We start from the raw sequence: 18849 nt of genomic DNA, 5'->3' as shown, positions 1-18849 counted from the left end.
GCTGGCTTTCCCTAAGCTTAGCACCTGCGCCCGATTCGTTTCGGCATGCGCGACGTTCAAAAACGTGTGTTCAGATCAGCTTGCCGGGAAATTGGCTGTCTGGATCCTGCATGGCGAGCCGCTGACGATCCATGAAGTCGCGCAAGGTATCGATGCCGCGCAGCTGCAGGATCGTGTTGCGCACGGCGGCCTCGACCAGCACGGCGAGGTTGCGGCCGGCTGCCACCTGAATCGTCACTTTGCTGATTGGCAGGCCGAGGACATCGACGGTCTGGCTTTCGAGCGGCAGACGCTGGAATTCGCCGTCCGGCCGACGCACGAGCTGCACGATCAGCTTGAGCTTCATCTTCCGGCGCACGGCGGTTTCGCCGAAGATCGTCTTGATGTCGAGCAGGCCCAGGCCGCGCACTTCGAGCAGGTTCTGCAGGAGCGGCGGACAGCGGCCTTCGACAAAATCTGGACCGAGGCGCACGAAATCGACGGCGTCATCCGCTACCAGACCATGGCCGCGGCTGATGAGCTCCAGTCCGAGCTCGCTCTTGCCGAGACCGGAGTCGCCGGTGAGCAGCACGCCCATTCCGAGAATATCGATGAACACGCCGTGCAGCGTCGCGCGCGGCGCGAGGATGCGCGACATGTACGCGCGCAGGCTGTCGATCACCGCGGCCGCCGACATGCGCGTGGTAAAGAGCGGCGTCGATGAGCGCGTGCAGCGCAGGACCAGTTCCGGCGGCGCGCCGACTTCGCCCGCGACGACCAGAAACGGCGGCTCGAGCGCGATCAGTTCCGCCATGTGGCGCGAGCGGTCTTCGTCGGACTGGCGCTGGTAGTAGTTGATCTCGGCGTCGCCGAGCACCTGGATACGGTTCGGGTGAATCAGGTTCAGGTGGCCGACGAGGTCGGCGCTCGATGTCGCATTCGCGACCGTCTCGCTCGAGAAACCACGCTCCCAGCCCTCGTGCCCCGTGAGCCAGCTGAGCTTCAGAGTGGCGGCGTTGTCGTCGAAAATGCTTTGGGCGTTGATGCTGGACGTATCCATGAGGCCGGAACTCCGTTGGAAGCCGGGAGCAGCCTTCGCGGAACGTCGAAACGGATCGCTTCGATACGCCGCATGGCGCTGCGTTTGACCGATTGTGCCCTAGAAGCTTCGCGTAAGCGAGGCGCCCCTGGGCGCGCGAGCGGCGCGGGGCGGGCTACAGACGCGATTTGCTATGTTTGCGCGGCGATTACGGCTGCCATTGCGTGAGCACTTGATAAAGCGCGTCACGATCTTCTTCCTTGTGCAGACGCTCGCGCGCCTCGCTGTCGGAGAGCAGTTGCGCGATCTCCGAGAGAATTTCCAGATGCTGTTGTGTTGCCTGCTCGGGCACGAGCAGGAAGATCAGCAGCGAGACCGGCTGGCCGTCGGGCGATTCGAACGCGACGGGTTCGGCGAGACGCACGAAAGCGGCGAGCGGTTGCTTCAGCCCCTTGATGCGGCCGTGCGGAATGGCGACGCCTTCGCCGAGCCCGGTCGAGCCGAGGCGCTCACGAGCGAAGAGATTGTCGGTGACGGTGCTGCGGGCGACGCCGTTCTGGTTCTCGAAGATCAGGCCCGCTTGCTCGAATACACGTTTCTTGCTGGTAACGGACAGTCCGAGAACCACGTTCTCGATGGGAAGAAATTTGGCTAAACGATTCATGTTGGCAGGCTGATGCGTGGCCTGATAGCTCCTCATCGTGGCCGCTGTCTGAAAGCGCTCACGGCGATGATGAAACGAAAGTGCGCTGGCGGCGTTCCCAACAGCGATCCTTGACGTGTTACCCGAAATTAACCGGACCATTATAGAACAGGCCACTGTCCGATGGTGCGCCGCGCCATGGCACTGCTTTCGACCCAAATGTGCAGGACAAAGCCATGAAAATCAATGGCTTGTGCCTCGCGACGGCCAAAATCCAACAAAAAAGCCGCCAGTCGGGGCGGCTTCGCTTCTGTGCATGCCCGGATCGATCCGTTCCGGATATTCGAGGACTTCCTCGAATATGCCCGCCGTCCCGTGGCGGCGGGATTCGCTGTCATCCGTGATCGGTGGCGGGCACGCGCGCGGTCGGCTTCAGGGCGACGGCGCTTCCACTTCGTGCGGCTCACCGCGATACTTCACGGACTCGTGGGCATGGCCCTGAATCTTGTCCTTGTGCTTGATGACTTGACGGTCCAGCTTGTCGACCATCAGGTCGATGGCCGCGTACATATCAGCGTCACAACTCTCGATAAAAATGTCCTTGCCCTTGAGATGCAGGTTGATTTCTGCCTTCTGCCGCTTTTCCTTTTCCCTATGATTGTCGACCGAGAGGACAACGTTGCCGTCAATCACTTGATCGAAATGACGGAGCACCCTGTCCAGCTTCGTGATCACGTACTCGCGCAACGCAGGCGTCAATTCGAGGTGGTGTCCACTGATCTTCAGATTCATAGTTGCTCTCCAAGCTAATGGCCGTGAGATCACGTCGGCTCGTCCGATACCGGTCGGCTGTGCGTCCCGTCAGCGCGTCATCCTGGCGCGCCTGAAAGATGGGTCGCATCGGCCGGCTCGTCCGCGCTTTCGCGATGCGGCCGGTAAACGCCCATCGCAACACGCGATGGACTACAGAGACGGGTCATAGAGACTTGCGCAGATTCACTGCGGGGATCTTGAGGGCTTCGCGGTATTTGGCTACCGTGCGCCGCGCGACCACGAATCCTTGTTCCGCCAGCAGTTCGGCGATGCGGCTGTCTGAAAGAGGAGTTTTGGGGTCTTCCGCTCCTATCAGTTGCTTGATGAGGGCCCGGATCGCCGTTGACGATGCCGCGCCTCCTGTGTCGGTCGACACGTGCGATCCAAAGAAGTACTTAAATTCAAGCGTCCCGAATGGGGTGAGCATGTACTTGCCTGTGGTCACACGAGATACCGTCGATTCGTGTAGCCCCAGCGTATCAGCAATCTCCCGCAAAACCAAGGGCCGCATGGCGATTTCGCCATGTGCAAAAAAGTTCTTCTGACGCTCGACGATCGCCTGCGCGACACGCAGAATCGTCTCAAACCTCTGCTGAATATTCTTGATGAGCCAGCGCGCTTCCTGAAGCTGCTGACGCAGTGAGCCGCTGCCCGGATCGCCGCGATTGTTGCGCAGGATGTTCGCGTACAAATGGTTGATGCGCAGCCGCGGCACGATCTCCGGATTCAGCTCCGCCGTCCATCCGCTCGCGGTTTTCCTGACGAGAATGTCCGGTACCACATAGTCCGCTTCGCTCTTGCCGTACGCCGCGCCCGGGAAAGGCTCCAGCGACTTGATCAGCACATGCGCGTCCCTGAGCGCGTCGTCGTTTGCCTTGAGTTGCTTGCGCAGACGCGTGAAGTCGCGCGCCGCAAGTAGCTCCAGATGGTTCGTGACGATTTCGAGCGCGAGCGTGCGCGTGGCCGAGCCATCGAGCCGAAGCAGTTGCAGCTTCAGACATTCCGACGCCGAGCGCCCGCCCACACCCGGCGGATCGAAACTCTGCAGCAAGGCGAGTGCCGCGCTCAGTTCATCGATCTCGACTTCGAGCTCTTCGGGTAGATCGGCCTGGACTTCATCGAGCGATGAGGTCAGATAGCCATCCTCATCCAGCGATTCGATCAGAAACGTGACGAGCGCCCGATCGCGCTGATTCGCCGCGGTCATGCGCAACTGCGCGGTCAGATGGTCGCGCAGCGTCGTGGTCGATTCGTGGATTTGCAGCGGCGGGAGATCGTCGTCGTCGGACGCGTTGTTCGAGCGGCCGTAGTCTTCCAGATTCCACGAACTGGAATCCGTGCTGCTGTCGGAGCCCAGGCCGTTGTATTCGTCGACGCCCTGCGGTTCGCTGCTTTCCGAACGTTCGGAACTGGAGGTGCCCGATGTCGAGCCGTTGCTCATCATCGGCTCGGACGGGGCGCTCGGCGCTGCCGGCGATGCGATCAGCGAGCCGTCCGCGGCGACGCGCAGCGGGCTCGCGATCCAGTCGTCCTCGTTCTCGAGCAGCGGATTCTGGGCGATGGCCATCGCGACTTCCTGCTGCAGTTCGAGCGTCGACAACTGCAGCAGCCGGATCGACTGCTGAAGTTGCGGGGTCAGCGCAAGATGCTGCGAGAGGCGGAGTTGGAGGCTGGCTTTCATGGCAAAGTTTTAATCATTGTAGAGAGTTTGCCACGCGCGCGAAACCTTGCGGCGACTCCAAAAAAGCGCGTGCCGCCCGAGAGGGCGGCACGTAATTTTTGCGGATGTGGCTTGATGCGGCGCACTATTTGCGCCGGCCATACATATGCGCGCTCACATGCGGAAATGCTCGCCAAGATAGACGCGCCGCACGCTTTCGTTCTCGATGATTTCGCTCGGCGCGCCCGCCGCGAGCACGGAGCCGTCGCTGATGATGTACGCGTGGTCGCAAATGCCGAGCGTCTCGCGCACGTTGTGGTCGGTGATCAAGACGCCGATGTTGCGCTGCTTCAAAAACTTCACGATCTTCTGAATTTCCAGCACGGCGATCGGGTCGACGCCCGCGAACGGTTCGTCGAGCAGAATGAAGCTCGGATTGGTCGCGAGCGCGCGCGCGATCTCGACGCGACGGCGCTCGCCGCCCGAAAGCGACAGCGCCGGATTCTCGCGCAGATGCGCGATCTGCAATTCGTCGAGCAAGGCTTCCGCACGCTGCGTTATGGCGTCTTTGGACAGGCGCTTTCCCGATGCGTCCGTCTGCAACTCCAGGACGGCGCGGATGTTCTGTTCGACCGTGAGCTTGCGGAACACCGATGCTTCCTGCGGCAGATACGACAAGCCGAGGTGCGCGCGCTGGTGGATCGGCAGAAGGCTGATCGAGTTGCCGTCGAGATCGATCTCGCCGGCATCGAGCGGCACGAGGCCGACGATCATATAGAACGACGTGGTCTTGCCCGCGCCGTTCGGGCCGAGCAGGCCGACCACCTCGCCGCTCTTCACGTCGAGCGACACGTCCTTCACCACGGTGCGCGACCCGTAACGCTTCTTCAGATTGCGGACGACGAGCGAACTCGACTGGCCTTCCGGCTTACGGTGGGGCATGGCGGGCGAATTCACTGCGGCGGCGTTCCTTGAATGGTGTTCGACGGAGAAAGCGTGGCGGGAGACCCGTTCAGCGGCGCGGCGCCGCCCGATCGCGGCGCGAGCATCGCGCGCACCCGGCCGCTCGGATTCCCCGGACCGGCCTGGTCCTTGCCGGCGCTCGCCGTGTAGAAGTCTTTCTGGCCGTCGTAGGTGATCACGCTGCCGTGCACTTCGTCCTGCACTTTCGTGAGTCCTTGCAGGCGGCGCACGACGGCGCGCGTCGTGAGCTTGGTGAAGTCGTTCTTGCCGTCGTAGTCGATGCGCACGGCATTGCCGTCGATGTATTCGTCCACGCCATCACGCTTTTGACGGAAGTACGAGAGATTGTTGCCGCTCGACGTGCCCGTCGCGTATTGATAACCCTGCGGGTCCTGCGTGACTTCCACGCGGTCGGCCTTGATGACGATCGTGCCTTTGGTCGCGACCACATGACCGGTGAAGATGTTCTTCTGGTTGAGATCGTCGTAAGACATGTTGTCCGCTTCGATGTTGAGCGGCTTGTCGCGGTCGGCCTTCTCGGCGTGCGCGGGCGACGCAACCAGCGCCACGGCGATGGTCAGGGCGGCAGCGAGCCCGGCCCGCGCGGCGTGCGTGGTGCTGCGCGCGGGCGTTGCGCGCGCATGGTCGCCATCGGGACGAGGGAACCTTTCGTTCATGCAGTCACAATTCGGATGGGAGTGCCGGGATTACTTGGACGAGCCGCCGTTGATATCCGTGGCGGCGATCGCACCGCGCACGTTACCGAAGAGCTTCATTACCCGGGTCACGTTGTTGTAGTTCATGCCATCGGCCGTCATCACGGACGGGCCGCGCTGAAGTCTAACCGGTTTTTCCGTTTCGATGACATCGTCGTTCACCAGCACGCGAAAATGCTGCGAATCAGCCTGCATCTGCGGATCTCCGTAGCCGGCCGCACGCAGGATGCGCGCGTCGTCGTAGAGATCGACGACCGAGACGTCGCCGTTGACCGTGCCGCGCTGGGCGGTGGCCGTGACGGTCGGCTTCTGCGGCTGGAACATGCGCATCGCGGGCAGCGTCAGATCGCTGATTTCGTCGTCTTCGTAATGCACCATCGACTTGGCCGTCAGACGATATTGCGTCGAGCCGGTGGCGTCGAGCTCGGAAACGGAAAAGTCGTTCGCGAAGTAATCTGGCGTATGGCGCTTTTCCTGCTTCGGCGCCTGCTGGGCCGGAGGCAGCGTGGCCTGCAACAGCCAGTAGGTACCGCCGGCGAGTGCCGCCACGGCGACGAGCGGCAATAGCGAGGCGAGCTTTCCGGGGCGCTGCATGGGTTCAGCCTCCGAGCGCCGCCGCGAGCAGTTCGTCGTAGCGATGCTGCGCGCGCAGGACCGCGTCGCAGACTTCGCGCACCGCGCCGTGACCGCCGCGCGCTTCCGCGACCCAATGCACGCGCTGGATCACTTCGGGATGCGCGTTCGCCGGCGCTGCCGCGAAGCCGCAGCGGCGCATGACCGCGAGGTCGGGCCAGTCGTCGCCCATGTAGCCGCATTCGTCGGCGGCGATGCCGGTCGCTTCGAGCAGCTCCGCGAGTGCGACGGTTTTATCGGCGACGCCCTGATACAAATGGGTGATGCCCAGTTCGCGCGCTCGCGCCGCGACGATACCGGATTGCCGCCCCGTGATGATCGCCGTCTGCACGCCGACGGACTGCAGCATCTTCACGCCGTGGCCGTCGAGCGAGTTGAACGACTTCATCGTGTCGCCGTCGGCGGTGAAGTAGAGGCTGCCGTCGGTGAACACACCGTCGACGTCGAACACCATCAGCTTGATGCGGCTCGCGCGCTCGGCGGCGGTGGGGGGCTTCTGCGCCATCAGATCACCTTCTTGGAGAACAGGTCGTGCATATTCAGTGCGCCGATCAGCGTCGCATCGGCGTCCACGACCAGCATCTGATTGATGCGATGGCGCTCCATCAGTTCCACTGCTTCCACCGCGAGATGGTCCGGCGCGATCGTGCGCGGATTACGCGTCATGACATCGGCGATTCTGAGCGCGCGGAAATCGCCGTCGCGCTGCAGGATACGGCGCAGGTCGCCGTCGGTGAAGATGCCGTGAACGTGACGGTTCTCGTCGATGACGGCCGTCATGCCCATGCGTTTGTCGGTGATCTGGAAGAGGGCGTCCGAAACGGTTGCATCGAGCGACACGACCGGCACTTCGTCGCCCACGCGCATCACGTCGCGCACGTAGGTGAGCAGGCGCCGGCCGAGCGCGCCGCCCGGATGCGAGCGCGCGAAGTCGTCGGGGCCGAAGCCGCGCGCATCGAGCACGGCGACGGCGAGCGCATCGCCGAGCGCCATCGCGGCGGTCGTGCTGGCCGTAGGCGCGAGATTCAGCGGGCACGCTTCCTTTTCGACGCGCGCGTTCAGGTGCATGTCCGCCAGTTGCGCAAGACTGGATTCGGGACGGCCGGTGATCGCGATCAGCTTCGCCCCGAGCCGCTTGATGAGCGGCAAAATGGCAACGAGCTCCTCGGTTTCGCCCGAGTTGGACAGCGCGATGAAAATGTCGTCGGCGGTGACCATGCCGAGGTCGCCATGGCTCGCTTCGGCCGGATGCACGAAGAACGCGGGCGTGCCCGTGCTCGCGAGCGTCGCGGCGAATTTGCGCGCGACATGGCCCGATTTGCCGATGCCGGACACGACCACGCGGCCGCGGCAGCCGAGCAGCGTTTCGACCGCGTTGGTGAAGTTTTCGTCGAGGAGTTCGGAAAGCCCGCGAACGGCGTCGGCTTCGATCTCAATTACGTTGCGAGCCAGCGCCAGCGCCCGGTCGCCATTGATTTTCGCTATCATTCGCGGAGTATAGCAAAGGCGATTCCGAGCCGCCCCGCCGGGGCTTGGCGCGCCGCCGCCTATCCGCCCCCGCAGGCCCTGTCGTCAGGGGCTTATTGAGATGCCGGAGCGCCATGAAGCACGCGCCTCGGAACGCTGACGAACGAGGACGCTAGACGGATGACCTCTCCGCTCGAAATGACGCTGTTGCTGCTGCTCTGCTCCGTGGCAGGCGTCGTCGTATTTCGCTATTTCAATCTGCCGCCGATGCTCGGCTATCTGACGGTCGGCATTATCGTGGGGCCGCACGCAGCGGGGATCGCGCCGGATGCGGACCGCGCGCAGCATCTCGCCGAATTCGGCGTCGTATTCCTGATGTTTTCCATCGGGCTCGAGTTCTCGCTGTCGAAACTGCGCTCGATGCGGCGCATCGTGTTCGGTCTCGGCGCGAGCCAGGTCGGCGCGACCATCGCGCTCGCGCTGCTCTTCGGCTGGATCGCCAGTTTCTGGATGCACATGTCGTGGCAGGCGAGCTTCGCGCTCGGCGGCGCGATGTCGATGTCCTCCACCGCCATCGTGAGCAAGCTGCTGGCCGAGCGTCTCGAACTCGAATCGGAGCACGGCCGCAACATCTTCGGCGTGCTGCTGTTCCAGGATCTGGCCGTCGTGCCGCTGCTCATCATCATCGCGGCGTTCGGCAACGGCCAGTCGTCGCAGCTCGCGATGTGGCTCGGCATCGCGGCGGTGAAGATCGTCGTCGCGTTGACGGTGCTGCTGTTCATCGGCCAGAAGTTCATGACGCGCTGGTTCGATCTCGTCGCGCGGCGCCGCTCGCAAGAACTGTTCATGCTGAACCTGCTGCTCGTGACGCTGGGCGCCGCGTTCATCACCGATAAATTCGGGCTGTCGCTCGCGCTCGGCGCGTTCATCGCGGGCATGTTGATCGCCGAGACGCCTTACCGGCATCAGGTGGAAGAGGACATCAAGCCGTTTCGCGACGTGCTGCTCGGTCTCTTCTTCGTGACCACCGGCATGCTGCTGAATCCGCGCGTGATCTGGGAGCATCCGTTTCTGGTGCTCGGCTTCTTCGTCGTGCCGATCCTGCTCAAGGCCGTGATGATCACCGGTCTCTCGCGGCTCTTCGGCGCGACGCCGGGCGTCGCGATGCGCACGGGCCTCGGGCTCGCGCAGGCGGGCGAATTCGGCTTCGTGCTGCTGAACCTGATTCTGGATTCCCATCTGGTCGATCCGATCGTCCTGCAGGCGCTGCTCGCCGCGATGCTGCTTTCGATGCTCGCCGCGCCGTTCATCATCCAGAACGCGGACCGGATCGTGCTGCGGCTGTCGTCGACGGAATGGATGCTGCAATCGCTGCAGATGACGAAGATCGCGACGCAGAGCCTGAAGCAGAGCGGCCACGTGATCATCTGCGGCTACGGCCGCGCCGGGCAGAACCTCGCGCGCATGCTGGAGCAGGAAGGCATTTCCTACGTCGCGCTCGATCTGGACCCGGACCGCGTCGCGGCAGCGGCGGCGGCGGGCGAATCGGTCGTGTTCGGCGATGCCGGGCGGCGCGAGTCGCTGCTCGCGGCGGGCCTGCATCGCGCGGCGACGATCGCGATCACCTACGCGAACACGCCTTCCGCGATGCGCGTGCTGCACAACATCCACGAGCTCGCGCCCACGCTGCCGGTGATCGTGCGCACCGTCGACGACGCCGATCTCGAAAAGCTTACCGCCGCGGGCGCGACGGAAGTGATTCCCGAGATCGTCGAGGGCAGCCTGATGCTCGCGTCGCACACGCTCGTGCTGATGGGCGTGCCGATGCGGCGCGTCGTGCGGCGCGTCGAGGAGATGCGCGATGCGCGCTACAGCCTGCTGCGCGGCTACTTCCACGGCGCCGACGACGTCGACGACGACGATGGCCACGAGCAGGTGCGGCTACAATCCGTACCGATCGACGCGAATTCCGAGGCGGTCGGGCATTCGCTCGACGATCTCGGGCTCGTCGGCAATGGTGTCGAGGTGACCGCGATCCGCCGCCACGGCATCCGCGGCGTCGCACCCGACCCCGACACCAAGCTGCGCGCGAACGACATCGTCGTGCTGCGCGGCCTGCCCGAAGTGCTGGCGCAAGCCGAGGAACGGCTCTCGCGCAATCGCCGGGCGGCGTAACCTACCTCATTTGTCACCAAGGCGAACGCGCGGCCTCACGGCGCGGACTCCGGAGAAGTCATGTCCATTACCCCTTCGAACGCCCAGCTCGACGCCGCGCGTTTCATCAAGGAGCGCGTGCGCACCGTCGAAAACTGGCCGCAAGCCGGCGTGCAGTTCCGCGATATCACGACCATCCTGCAAGACCGAAAGGCGCTGCGCATGCTGATCGACCTGTTCGTGCAGCGTTATATCGACGAGAACGTCAACGTGATCGCCGGGATGGATGCGCGCGGCTTCATCATCGGACCGATTCTGGCTTACGAGCTGAGCCTCGGCTTCGTGCCGATCCGCAAGAAGGGCAAGCTGCCGTACAAGACGCTCGAGCAGTCGTACGAACTGGAATACGGCAGCGCGACGGTCGAGATCCACGAGGATGCGTGCAAGCCGGGCGACCGCGTGGTGATCGTCGACGATCTGGTCGCGACCGGCGGCACGATGATGGCCGGCAAGATCCTGCTCGAGCGGCTCGGCGCGGAAGTGGTCGAGGCAGCGGCGATCATCGATCTGCCGGATCTCGGCGGCTCGAAGCTGCTGCGCGAAAACGGCGTGCCGCTCTATACCGTGTGCGAATTCTCCGGACATTGACATGCCCAATTTCCTGCTCTTTCTCGCTGCGTCCGTCGCGATCACCGTCGCGCCCGGTCCGGACAACCTTCAGGTGCTCGCGCGCGGCATCTCGCAAGGGCGGCTCGCGGGCGTCGTCGCGGCGCTCGGCTTCGCGTTCGGCGTGATCTTTCATACGACACTCGCGGCGCTCGGCGTCGCGGCGCTGCTGCGCTCGTCGCCGATGGCGTTTCAGGCGGTGAAGCTCGCGGGCGCCGCGTATCTCGTGTGGATCGGCATCAAGGCCTTGCGCAGCCACGGTCTCGCCACCGCGCACGCGCGTCCGAGCCAGCCGCTTTCGACCGTGTTCCGCCAGAGCGTCATCGGCAACATGCTGAATCCGAAAGTCACGCTGTTCTTTATCGTGTTCCTGCCGCAGTTCGTCGATCCGCACGGCGCGCAAAGCGTGATGCTGCAGATGTTCGAACTCGGCGGCCTGTTCATGCTGCAGACGGTCGTCGTGTTTTCGCTGTTCGGCATCGGCGCGGGGATGATCGGCGTATGGCTGAAGCGCCGTCCGCGTGTCGGCGTGTGGCTGGACAGGCTCGCGGGCGCGACGTTCATCGCGCTGGGCATTCGCGTCGCGCTGCGCGACTGAGGTTTTGCGCATGACTCTGCCCGCCATCATTTCCGCGCGCCGCTTCGACGCCGCCGCGCACGCGCCGTTTTTCATCAACGATGAACGCGTCGGCTGGATTCGCCGTTCCGATGTCGACGCGCTGCGCCGCTGGCCAGACGTATTCGACATCGACACGACATCGGTGCGCCTGAACGCCGCGCTCGCCGATGTGAACGCGCGCAGCGCTGCGCTCGGCGCGGTCATCGGCGCGCTGTACGCCGAAGGCAAAATCCCCGGCTGGCGCGACGAAACCTACGCGATCCGCAACGACTTCGACGCCGCGCCGCTCGCGTTCATCGAGCGCGCGGCGTCGCGCTTCTTCGGCACGATGACCTACGCGGTACATCTAAACGGCATCGTAAAATATCGGGATAAGGCGCCGCAGTTGTGGATCGCGCGCCGCAGCGACACCAAGTCGACCGATCCCGGCATGCTCGACAACGTCGTGGCGGGCGGCATCGGCTGGGGCCTGGAACTCACGCCGACGCTCGTGAAGGAATGCTGGGAAGAGGCGGGCATGAGCGCGGATCTCGCGCGAACCGCCGGGCGCGGCCGCACCTTCCATGTGCTGCAATCCTTGCCCGAAGGCACGCAGGCCGAGCAGATCTTCGTGTACGACGTCTTTCTGCCGCCCGACTTCGCGCCGCGCAATCAGGACGGCGAAGTCGGCGAGCATCGCCTCGCGCGCATCGAAGACGTGGCGCGCTGGATCGAGGAGGGCCGGCTCACCGTCGACGCCAGTCTCGCGACGCTCGATTGCATGCTGCGCCATCAGTGGATCGACGAGGACGCGTGCGAAGGCATCGCCGCGCTGTTCGAGCCGCCGCAGAACTAGATTTCGAAGAATCAAACGAACGAGGAAAGGTCATGTCGACCGAACATAGTTTCTATCTGAAGTTGTCGTGCCCGGATCGCCCGGGAATCGTGCATGCCGTGTCGGGCTTCCTGTTCAACCTCGGCGCGAATATCCTCGACTCCGCGCAGTTCGGCGACAGCCGCACCGGCGAGTTCTTCATGCGCGTGCATTTTCAGGAAGTCGGCGGCGATCCCGGCATCGACGCATTGCGCCAATCCTTCACCGATCTCGCCGATGACTTCGGCATGCGCTGGGAATTGCACGACGCTTCGGTGAAACCGCGCGTCGTCATCATGGTGTCGAAAATCGGCCACTGCCTGAACGATCTGCTGTTCCGCTATCGCACCGGGCAATTGCCGATCGAGATTCCGGCGATCATCTCGAATCACAAGGATTTCTATCAGCTCGCCGCGAGCTACGACATTCCGTTCCATCATCTGCCGCTGCTCAAGGCCACGCCGGAAGCGAAAGCCGCGCAGGAAGCGCGCGTGATGGAAATCGTCGATCAGCACGACACCGATCTCGTCGTGCTCGCGCGCTACATGCAGATTCTGTCGCCGGAGCTGTGCGCGAAGCTTTCCGGCCGCGCGATCAACATCCATCACTCGTTCCTGCCGAGCTTCAAGGGCGCGAAGCCGTACTATCAGGCGTTCGACCGTGGCGTGAAGCTGATCGGCGCGACGGCCCACTACGTGACGTCGGATCTCGACGAAGGCCCGATCATCGAGCAGGAAGTGGAGCGCGTCGATCACAACATGACGCCGGATCAGCTAACGGCGATCGGCCGCGATGTCGAATGCGTGACGCTCGCGCGCGCGGTGAAGTGGCATGCGGAGCATCGCATTTTGCTGAACGGGCACAAGACGGTTGTGTTCCGTTGAGCGTTCGCCGGACGCAAAAACGCCCGCAGAAGTTTGCGGGCGTTGTTGTTTATGCCGGGCCGAACCCGATCAGACCAGCCGCAAGTAAATCAGCTCGCGTTTGATATACGCATAGAAAATCGGCGCGGCGATCACGCCCGGAATGCCGAACGCGGCTTCCATCGCGAGCATCGCGAGAAGCAGTTCCCACGCGCGCGCCTCGATCTGCCCGCCGATGATGCGCGCGTTCAGGAAGTATTCGAGCTTGTGGATGATGATCAGGAACGCGAGCGACGCGACCGCCGTGCCGAACGACACCGACAGCGAAATCCCGACGATGATCGTGTTCGAGATCAGGTTCCCGATCACCGGCATTAATCCGACGATGAACGTGACGAGCACGAGCGTCTTCGAGAGCGGCAGCTTTTCGTGGAAGAGCGGCAGCGCGACGAGCAGATAAAGCGCCGTGAAGACTGCATTGATCGCGGATATCTTGATTTGCGCGAACACGATGCGGCGAAACGCGTCCGAGAAGCGCGACACGCGCGCGATGAGCGCCGTGGACAGCGGCAGGCGGTGATGCGTCTGCTTGGGCGCGCTGACCGCGATGATCGCGCCGATGACCATGCCGATCACGACATGCCCGAAGCCGCGCGCCATCTCCTTGCCGCCTTGCTGGAGCATCTCGGCGTGCTTGTGCATCAGCTCGGTGGCTTTGTCCTTCATCTGGCCGGCATCGACCGGCAGATAGTTCGCGATCCAGTCCGGCACGCGCAGCCGCGCGCTCGACGTGATGCTCATCAACTGGTCGAGCAGCTTTTGCACGCTCGGGACGTCGTGCTCGAAATGCTCGATCGTGGCGACGGTCGCGCCCGTCAGCCCGCCGATGATGATCGCGGAGATCAGCCCGACCGCGATCAGCCGCGCGCCCTTGCTCACCACGTGGCGCTCGATGGCCGGGGAAATCATATGCACGAGCTGGAACACCAGCATGCCTGCGAGCAGCCCGCCGAGGAGCTTCAGATTGAGCACCAGCCACATCGCGAAGAACGCGAGGAGATAGCTGCCGATTTCCACCGCCGACAGCTTCGGCAAGCTCATGTCGCTCGTCAGCCTGACGTGGCGGGTGGGCAAGTCCCGTACACGCCCCTCCTCGTTGGCCGCTTCGTTGCGCTTCGCCATGACTGCGTTCCTTTTCCCCAACTGCATACGACGATTATTCGTGCCGCGGCGCGCGGCGCATTCGAGCCGCCCGGCTGGCGGCGCCCGGCGCCGTGGCTCAGGCAGCCGATTTGGCCCGTTGCAGCAAGGGTGCCAGATATCTGCCGGTAAAACTCGCCTTCGATTTCGCAACCTGCTCCGGCGTCCCCTGGGCGATGATCTGCCCGCCGCCCGCGCCGCCTTCCGGACCGAGGTCGATGACCCAGTCAGCGGTTTTGATTACGTCGAGATTATGCTCGATGATTACGACAGTATTACCCTGATCTCGCAATCGATGGATCACTTCGAGCAAAAGCGCGATGTCGTGGAAGTGCAGACCGGTCGTCGGCTCGTCGAGGATATACAGCGTCCGACCGGTATCGCGCTTGCTCAGTTCCAGCGAAAGCTTGACGCGCTGGGCCTCGCCGCCCGATAGCGTCGTCGCGGACTGGCCGAGGCGAATATAGCCGAGACCGACGTCGAGCAGCGTTTTCAGCTTGCGCGCGACCACCGGCACCGGCTTGAAGAACTCGTGCGCGGCTTCGACCGTGAGATCCAGCACTTCGCTGATGTTCTTGCCCTTGTACTGGACTTCGAGCGTTTCGCGGTTGTAGCGCTTGCCGTGGCACACGTCGCAGGGCACGTAGACATCGGGCAGGAAGTGCATTTCCACCTTCAGCACGCCATCGCCCTGGCACGCTTCGCAGCGACCGCCCTTCACGTTGAACGAGAAGCGGCCGGGATCGTAGCCGCGCTCCTTCGCCGCCGGCACGCCCGCGAAAAGCTCGCGGATCGGCGTGAAAAGGCCCGTGTAGGTGGCCGGATTCGAGCGCGGCGTGCGGCCGATCGGAGATTGATCGACGGCGATGACCTTGTCGAAGTGCTCCAGACCTTCGATCGACTCGTACGGCGCAGGCTCCGTCGCCGAGCCGTACAGATGCTGCGCGACCGCATGCTGCAGCGTGTCGTTGATGAGCGTCGACTTGCCCGAGCCGGAGACGCCCGTCACGCAGGTCAACAGTCCGACGGGCAGGTCCAGCGTCACGCGCTTCAGATTGTTGCCGTGCGCCTCGACGATGCGCAACATGCGCTCGTCCGGCACGGTGCGCTCGGCTGGATAGCTGATGGTGCGCTTGCCGGACAGATACTGGCCGGTGATCGAGTTCGAGTCCTTCTGCACTTGAACGGGCGTGCCTTGCGCGACGATCACGCCGCCGTGCTCGCCCGCGCCCGGCCCCATGTCGACGACGTAATCCGCCATTCGGATCATGTCCTCGTCGTGCTCGACGACGATCACCGAGTTGCCGATATCGCGCAGATGCTTGAGCGTGTTGATGAGCCGGTCGTTGTCGCGCTGATGCAGTCCGATGGACGGCTCGTCGAGCACGTACATCACGCCGGTCAGCCCCGAGCCGATCTGCGATGCGAGCCGGATGCGCTGCGCTTCGCCGCCGGAAAGCGTTTCCGCGCTGCGTTCCAGCGACAGATAATCCAGCCCGACGTTATTCAGGAACGACAGCCGCGCGACGATTTCCTTGATCACCTTGTCGGCGATTTCGCCTTTCGCGCCTTCGAGGCGCAGGGTCTGGAAATAGCCGAGCGCGTCGCGCAGCGGCCAGCCGCTGATTTCGTAGATGCCGCGCGCCTGATCTTCCGCGCCGACCTTCACGAAGCGCGCCTCGCGCCGCAGCCGTGTGCCTTCGCACGCCGGACACGGCTGATTGTTCTGATATTTCGCGAGCTCTTCGCGCACGGCGGCGGAATCCGTCTCGCGATAACGCCGCTCCAGATTCGGAATGATCCCTTCGAACGCATGCTCGCGCACCGATGCGCGCCCGCGCTCGTTGATGTACGAGAACGGAATGGCCTGCTTGCCCGAGCCGTACAGCAGGATCTTGCGCACTTTCTCGGGCAAGTCTTCGAACGGCGCGTCGATTTCGAACTCGTAGAACGCCGCGAGACTCTGCAGCATCTGGAAATAGAACTGGTTGCGCCGGTCCCAGCCTTTCACCGCGCCCGCCGCCAGCGACAGCGACGGATGCGCGACCACCCGCTTCGGATCGAAGAACGTGATCTGGCCGAGGCCGTCGCACTCGGGGCACGCGCCCATCGGATTGTTGAACGAGAAGAGGCGCGGCTCCAGTTCCGGCAGCGAATACGAGCAGATCGGGCAGGCGAACTTCGAACTGAAGAGCTTCTCCTTCTCCGTATCCATTTCGAGCGCGATCGCGCGGCCATCGGCCAGACGCAGCGCCGTTTCGAACGATTCGGCGAGACGCTGCTTCACGTCCGGCCGCACTTTCAGACGGTCGATCACGACGTCGATCGTGTGCTTGTCGTTCTTTTTCAGCTTGGGAAGAGAATCGACTTCATAGATTTTCGCGACGCCTTCGTTCGCCGTGCCGCCGCCCGAGCGGATGCGAAAGCGGATGAAACCCTGCGCCTGCATTTCCTCGAATAATTCGACATGCTCGCCCTTGCGGTCCGCGACGACGGGCGCGAGGATCATCAGCTTGGTTTCCTCGGGCAGCGCGAGCGCGGCGTCGACCATTTGCGAGACGCTTTGTGCCTCGAGCGGAATCAGGTGATCCGGGCAATACGGCGTGCCGACGCGCGCGTACAAAAGGCGCAAATAGTCGTGGATTTCCGTGACGGTGCCGACGGTCGAGCGCGGATTATGCGAAGTGGCCTTTTGCTCGATGGAAATGGCAGGCGACAAACCCTCGATCAAATCGACGTCCGGCTTTTCCATCAACTGCAAAAATTGCCGCGCATAGGCCGAAAGGCTTTCCACGTAGCGCCGCTGACCTTCGGCGTAAAGCGTGTCGAATGCGAGCGACGACTTGCCCGACCCGGACAGCCCCGTGATCACGATCAGCTTGTGGCGCGGCAAGTCGAGATTGACGTTCTTCAGATTGTGGGTGCGAGCCCCACGAATGCGAATTTCTTCCACGAGTTGGTTCCGGCGAGTTTGTTCCGGGATTTTCGGATGTTTTCAGCGGCGCTTTCATCTGCTCCGACGGGCCATGCTGCCCGCGCCGTGCGGAAAGAGAGGGGGCCAAACCTGCTACTATAACGACTTTTGAAGGGCGCAGCGCCCGGGCCCGGAGGGCCGGATGCGCGTCGATCGGCCGGCGCGGGGGCTTGCTGGCCTTGGGCGGGGCGCGCGCTGGCCGGACGAGCGGCGCGTTCGCGCCGTGCGTTCCATATAGTGCCGTTTCGAGCAAGAACAAGGCGGCCGCGCCTGGCTGCGCCGCGCGCCAGGCCGGACGCGACCCTCATCCTTTTCCCGTTTCTGATGTCCAATCCGTCTGCCACGTCCACACGTCTCTCCGCACCGGAGTTGCGCGCGACCGTGTCGCTCGCCGCTATCTTCGCGCTGCGCATGCTCGGGCTCTTCATGATCATGCCGGTGTTTTCCGTCTACGCGAAAACCATCCCCGGCGGCGACAACGTTCTGCTGGTCGGCATTGCGCTCGGCGCCTACGGCGTCACGCAGTCGATGCTCTATATCTTCTACGGATGGATCTCCGACAAGTTCGGCCGCAAGCCGGTCATCGCATTCGGCCTGCTCGTGTTCGCGCTCGGCAGCTTCGTCGCGGCCGTCGGGCATTCGATGGCGTGGATCATCGCCGGGCGCGTGATTCAGGGCATGGGCGCGGTGTCGTCGGCGGTGATCGCGTTCATCGCGGACCTGACGCGCGAGGAAAACCGCACCAAGGCGATGGCGATGGTCGGCGGCAGCATCGGCGTGTCGTTCGCGGTGGCGATCGTCGGCGCGCCGATCGTGTTTCACTGGGTCGGCATGAGCGGGCTTTTCACGGTGATCGGCGTGCTGTCGATTCTCGCGGTCGGCGTCGTGTTCTGGATCGTGCCCGATCCGCCCGCGCATCCGGTCCACGTCAAGGCGCCGTTCGCCGAAGTGCTGCATAACGTCGAGTTGCTGCGGCTGAACTTCGGCGTGCTCGTGCTGCACGCCACGCAGACGGCGCTGTTTCTCGTCGTGCCGCGCATTCTGGAGGCGGGCGGGCTGCCGGTCGCATCGCACTGGAAGATTTACCTGCCCGTGATGGCGCTGGCGTTCGTCATGATGGTTCCAGCCATCATCGCCGCCGAAAAACGTGGAAAAATGAAGAGCGTCATGCTGAGTGCGATCGGGCTTATCCTGATCGGCCAGTTGTTATTGGGCGCCGCTCCCCATACGCTGTGGTCCGTGGCCGCCATTCTGTTCGTGTACTTTCTCGGCTTCAACGTGCTGGAGGCGTCGCAGCCGTCCCTGGTATCGAAGCTCGCGCCGGGCACGAGAAAGGGCGCGGCGGCGGGCGTGTACAACACGACGCAGTCGATCGGCCTTGCGCTCGGCGGGGTGATCGGCGGCTGGCTGCTGAAGCTCGACGGACCGAGCGCGGTCTTCTTCGCATGTTCGGCGCTGGTGCTCGCCTGGCTCGTCGTCGCGGCAGGAATGAAACCGCCGCCGCGCAGAAGCGGCCACGCGGCCTGAAAAACTTTTTGAATCATCGAATCGAGCCGGCACGGTACGTCCCAATCCGCGTCTGAAAGACCGGACTATCCAAATCGCAC

17 protein-coding genes are annotated in these 18849 nt (G+C 63.6%); 6 read left to right on the top strand and 11 right to left on the bottom strand.

Features of this window, described 5'->3' with window-relative positions:
- Positions 1–70: 70 nt before the first annotated feature.
- The 9 genes from hprK to kdsD all read right to left on the bottom strand — a co-directional run bounded on the left by hprK (position 71) and on the right by kdsD (position 7934).
- Positions 71–1039 (bottom strand): HPr(Ser) kinase/phosphatase, encoded by a 969-nt coding sequence (hprK, locus tag AWB78_RS17560; RefSeq protein WP_061172712.1) that lies wholly within the window; start codon positions 1037–1039, stop codon positions 71–73.
- A gap of 187 nt (positions 1040–1226) precedes the next feature.
- Entirely contained in the window at positions 1227–1718 is a 492-nt protein-coding gene (gene ptsN, locus AWB78_RS17555) for a PTS IIA-like nitrogen regulatory protein PtsN (protein WP_332460105.1), read from the bottom strand.
- Positions 1719–2093: 375 nt separating this feature from the next.
- Positions 2094–2453, bottom strand: coding sequence for a ribosome hibernation-promoting factor, HPF/YfiA family (gene hpf / locus AWB78_RS17550; protein ID WP_061147280.1), 360 nt, complete (start codon positions 2451–2453; stop codon positions 2094–2096).
- 184 nt (positions 2454–2637) lie between these two features.
- Entirely contained in the window at positions 2638–4155 is a 1518-nt protein-coding gene (locus AWB78_RS17545) for an RNA polymerase factor sigma-54 (RefSeq protein WP_062606423.1), read from the bottom strand.
- A 153-nt stretch (positions 4156–4308) separates the two neighbouring features.
- Complete coding sequence (gene lptB / locus AWB78_RS17540; RefSeq protein WP_096031804.1) at positions 4309–5076, bottom strand: LPS export ABC transporter ATP-binding protein; 768 nt, start codon at positions 5074–5076, stop codon at positions 4309–4311.
- 11 nt (positions 5077–5087) lie between these two features.
- Positions 5088–5774: a lipopolysaccharide transport periplasmic protein LptA gene (lptA, locus tag AWB78_RS17535; protein ID WP_062606419.1), complete on the bottom strand. Its 687-nt coding sequence runs from the start codon at positions 5772–5774 to the stop codon at positions 5088–5090.
- A gap of 30 nt (positions 5775–5804) precedes the next feature.
- On the bottom strand, positions 5805–6407 hold the full coding sequence (gene lptC, locus AWB78_RS17530) for an LPS export ABC transporter periplasmic protein LptC (RefSeq protein WP_062606417.1): 603 nt from the start codon (positions 6405–6407) through the stop codon (positions 5805–5807).
- 4 nt (positions 6408–6411) lie between these two features.
- Positions 6412–6951: a KdsC family phosphatase gene (locus AWB78_RS17525; protein WP_062606415.1), complete on the bottom strand. Its 540-nt coding sequence runs from the start codon at positions 6949–6951 to the stop codon at positions 6412–6414.
- Entirely contained in the window at positions 6951–7934 is a 984-nt protein-coding gene (gene kdsD / locus AWB78_RS17520; RefSeq protein ID WP_062606413.1) for an arabinose 5-phosphate isomerase KdsD, read from the bottom strand. The genes AWB78_RS17525 and kdsD overlap by 1 nt, the downstream gene beginning before the upstream one ends.
- A gap of 159 nt (positions 7935–8093) precedes the next feature.
- Here kdsD and AWB78_RS17515 point away from each other — a divergent pair, with 159 nt between their 5' ends.
- Genes AWB78_RS17515 through purU form a run of 5 tightly spaced genes read left to right on the top strand, consistent with a single transcriptional unit; the run spans position 8094 to position 13089 of the window.
- Complete coding sequence (locus tag AWB78_RS17515) at positions 8094–10088, top strand: monovalent cation:proton antiporter family protein (RefSeq protein WP_062606411.1); 1995 nt, start codon at positions 8094–8096, stop codon at positions 10086–10088.
- Between the two features lie 60 nt (positions 10089–10148).
- Entirely contained in the window at positions 10149–10715 is a 567-nt protein-coding gene (locus AWB78_RS17510; protein WP_062606409.1) for an adenine phosphoribosyltransferase, read from the top strand.
- Position 10716: 1 nt separating this feature from the next.
- Positions 10717–11331 carry a LysE family translocator gene (locus AWB78_RS17505; protein WP_062606408.1) on the top strand — a complete coding sequence of 205 codons (615 nt, stop codon included), beginning with the start codon at positions 10717–10719 and terminating at the stop codon, positions 11329–11331.
- A gap of 10 nt (positions 11332–11341) precedes the next feature.
- On the top strand, positions 11342–12187 hold the full coding sequence (locus AWB78_RS17500) for an NUDIX hydrolase (RefSeq protein ID WP_062606405.1): 846 nt from the start codon (positions 11342–11344) through the stop codon (positions 12185–12187).
- Positions 12188–12219: 32 nt separating this feature from the next.
- Complete coding sequence (purU, locus tag AWB78_RS17495) at positions 12220–13089, top strand: formyltetrahydrofolate deformylase (RefSeq protein ID WP_062606403.1); 870 nt, start codon at positions 12220–12222, stop codon at positions 13087–13089.
- Between the two features lie 69 nt (positions 13090–13158).
- Here purU and AWB78_RS17490 read toward each other — a convergent pair whose 3' ends face one another.
- On the bottom strand, positions 13159–14250 hold the full coding sequence (locus tag AWB78_RS17490) for an AI-2E family transporter (protein WP_062606400.1): 1092 nt from the start codon (positions 14248–14250) through the stop codon (positions 13159–13161).
- Positions 14251–14347: 97 nt separating this feature from the next.
- Entirely contained in the window at positions 14348–17221 is a 2874-nt protein-coding gene (uvrA, locus tag AWB78_RS17485; RefSeq protein WP_062606398.1) for an excinuclease ABC subunit UvrA, read from the bottom strand.
- Positions 17222–17566: 345 nt separating this feature from the next.
- On the opposite strand from uvrA, the gene AWB78_RS17480 reads away from it, so the two are divergent.
- A complete protein-coding gene (locus tag AWB78_RS17480) occupies positions 17567–18769 on the top strand; it encodes an MFS transporter (protein ID WP_062606396.1) in 1203 nt (400 codons plus the stop codon).
- Positions 18770–18849 lie beyond the last annotated feature (80 nt).

This window comes from Caballeronia calidae (assembly GCF_900044055.2).
Lineage (GTDB): Bacteria > Pseudomonadota > Gammaproteobacteria > Burkholderiales > Burkholderiaceae > Caballeronia > Caballeronia calidae.
Note: the sequence above shows the minus strand (reverse complement) of the source record. Positions and strands in the feature narration are given on the sequence as shown.

What these genes read in the sequence shown, in the direction of transcription:
- AWB78_RS17500 (WP_062606405.1), top strand. Translation starts at nt 11,342, where the DNA reads ATGACTCTGCCCGCCATCATTTCCGCGCGCCGCTTCGACGCCGCCGCG.
- lptA (WP_062606419.1), bottom strand. Translation starts at nt 5,774, where the DNA reads ATGAACGAAAGGTTCCCTCGTCCCGATGGCGACCATGCGCGCGCAACG.
- AWB78_RS17490 (WP_062606400.1), bottom strand. Translation starts at nt 14,250, where the DNA reads ATGGCGAAGCGCAACGAAGCGGCCAACGAGGAGGGGCGTGTACGGGAC.
- lptB (WP_096031804.1), bottom strand. Translation starts at nt 5,076, where the DNA reads ATGCCCCACCGTAAGCCGGAAGGCCAGTCGAGTTCGCTCGTCGTCCGC.
- hpf (WP_061147280.1), bottom strand. Translation starts at nt 2,453, where the DNA reads ATGAATCTGAAGATCAGTGGACACCACCTCGAATTGACGCCTGCGTTG.
- purU (WP_062606403.1), top strand. Translation starts at nt 12,220, where the DNA reads ATGTCGACCGAACATAGTTTCTATCTGAAGTTGTCGTGCCCGGATCGC.
- AWB78_RS17525 (WP_062606415.1), bottom strand. Translation starts at nt 6,951, where the DNA reads ATGGCGCAGAAGCCCCCCACCGCCGCCGAGCGCGCGAGCCGCATCAAG.
- lptC (WP_062606417.1), bottom strand. Translation starts at nt 6,407, where the DNA reads ATGCAGCGCCCCGGAAAGCTCGCCTCGCTATTGCCGCTCGTCGCCGTG.
- hprK (WP_061172712.1), bottom strand. Translation starts at nt 1,039, where the DNA reads ATGGATACGTCCAGCATCAACGCCCAAAGCATTTTCGACGACAACGCC.
- AWB78_RS17480 (WP_062606396.1), top strand. Translation starts at nt 17,567, where the DNA reads ATGTCCAATCCGTCTGCCACGTCCACACGTCTCTCCGCACCGGAGTTG.
- AWB78_RS17515 (WP_062606411.1), top strand. Translation starts at nt 8,094, where the DNA reads ATGACCTCTCCGCTCGAAATGACGCTGTTGCTGCTGCTCTGCTCCGTG.
- ptsN (WP_332460105.1), bottom strand. Translation starts at nt 1,718, where the DNA reads ATGAGGAGCTATCAGGCCACGCATCAGCCTGCCAACATGAATCGTTTA.
- AWB78_RS17510 (WP_062606409.1), top strand. Translation starts at nt 10,149, where the DNA reads ATGTCCATTACCCCTTCGAACGCCCAGCTCGACGCCGCGCGTTTCATC.
- AWB78_RS17545 (WP_062606423.1), bottom strand. Translation starts at nt 4,155, where the DNA reads ATGAAAGCCAGCCTCCAACTCCGCCTCTCGCAGCATCTTGCGCTGACC.
- kdsD (WP_062606413.1), bottom strand. Translation starts at nt 7,934, where the DNA reads ATGATAGCGAAAATCAATGGCGACCGGGCGCTGGCGCTGGCTCGCAAC.
- AWB78_RS17505 (WP_062606408.1), top strand. Translation starts at nt 10,717, where the DNA reads ATGCCCAATTTCCTGCTCTTTCTCGCTGCGTCCGTCGCGATCACCGTC.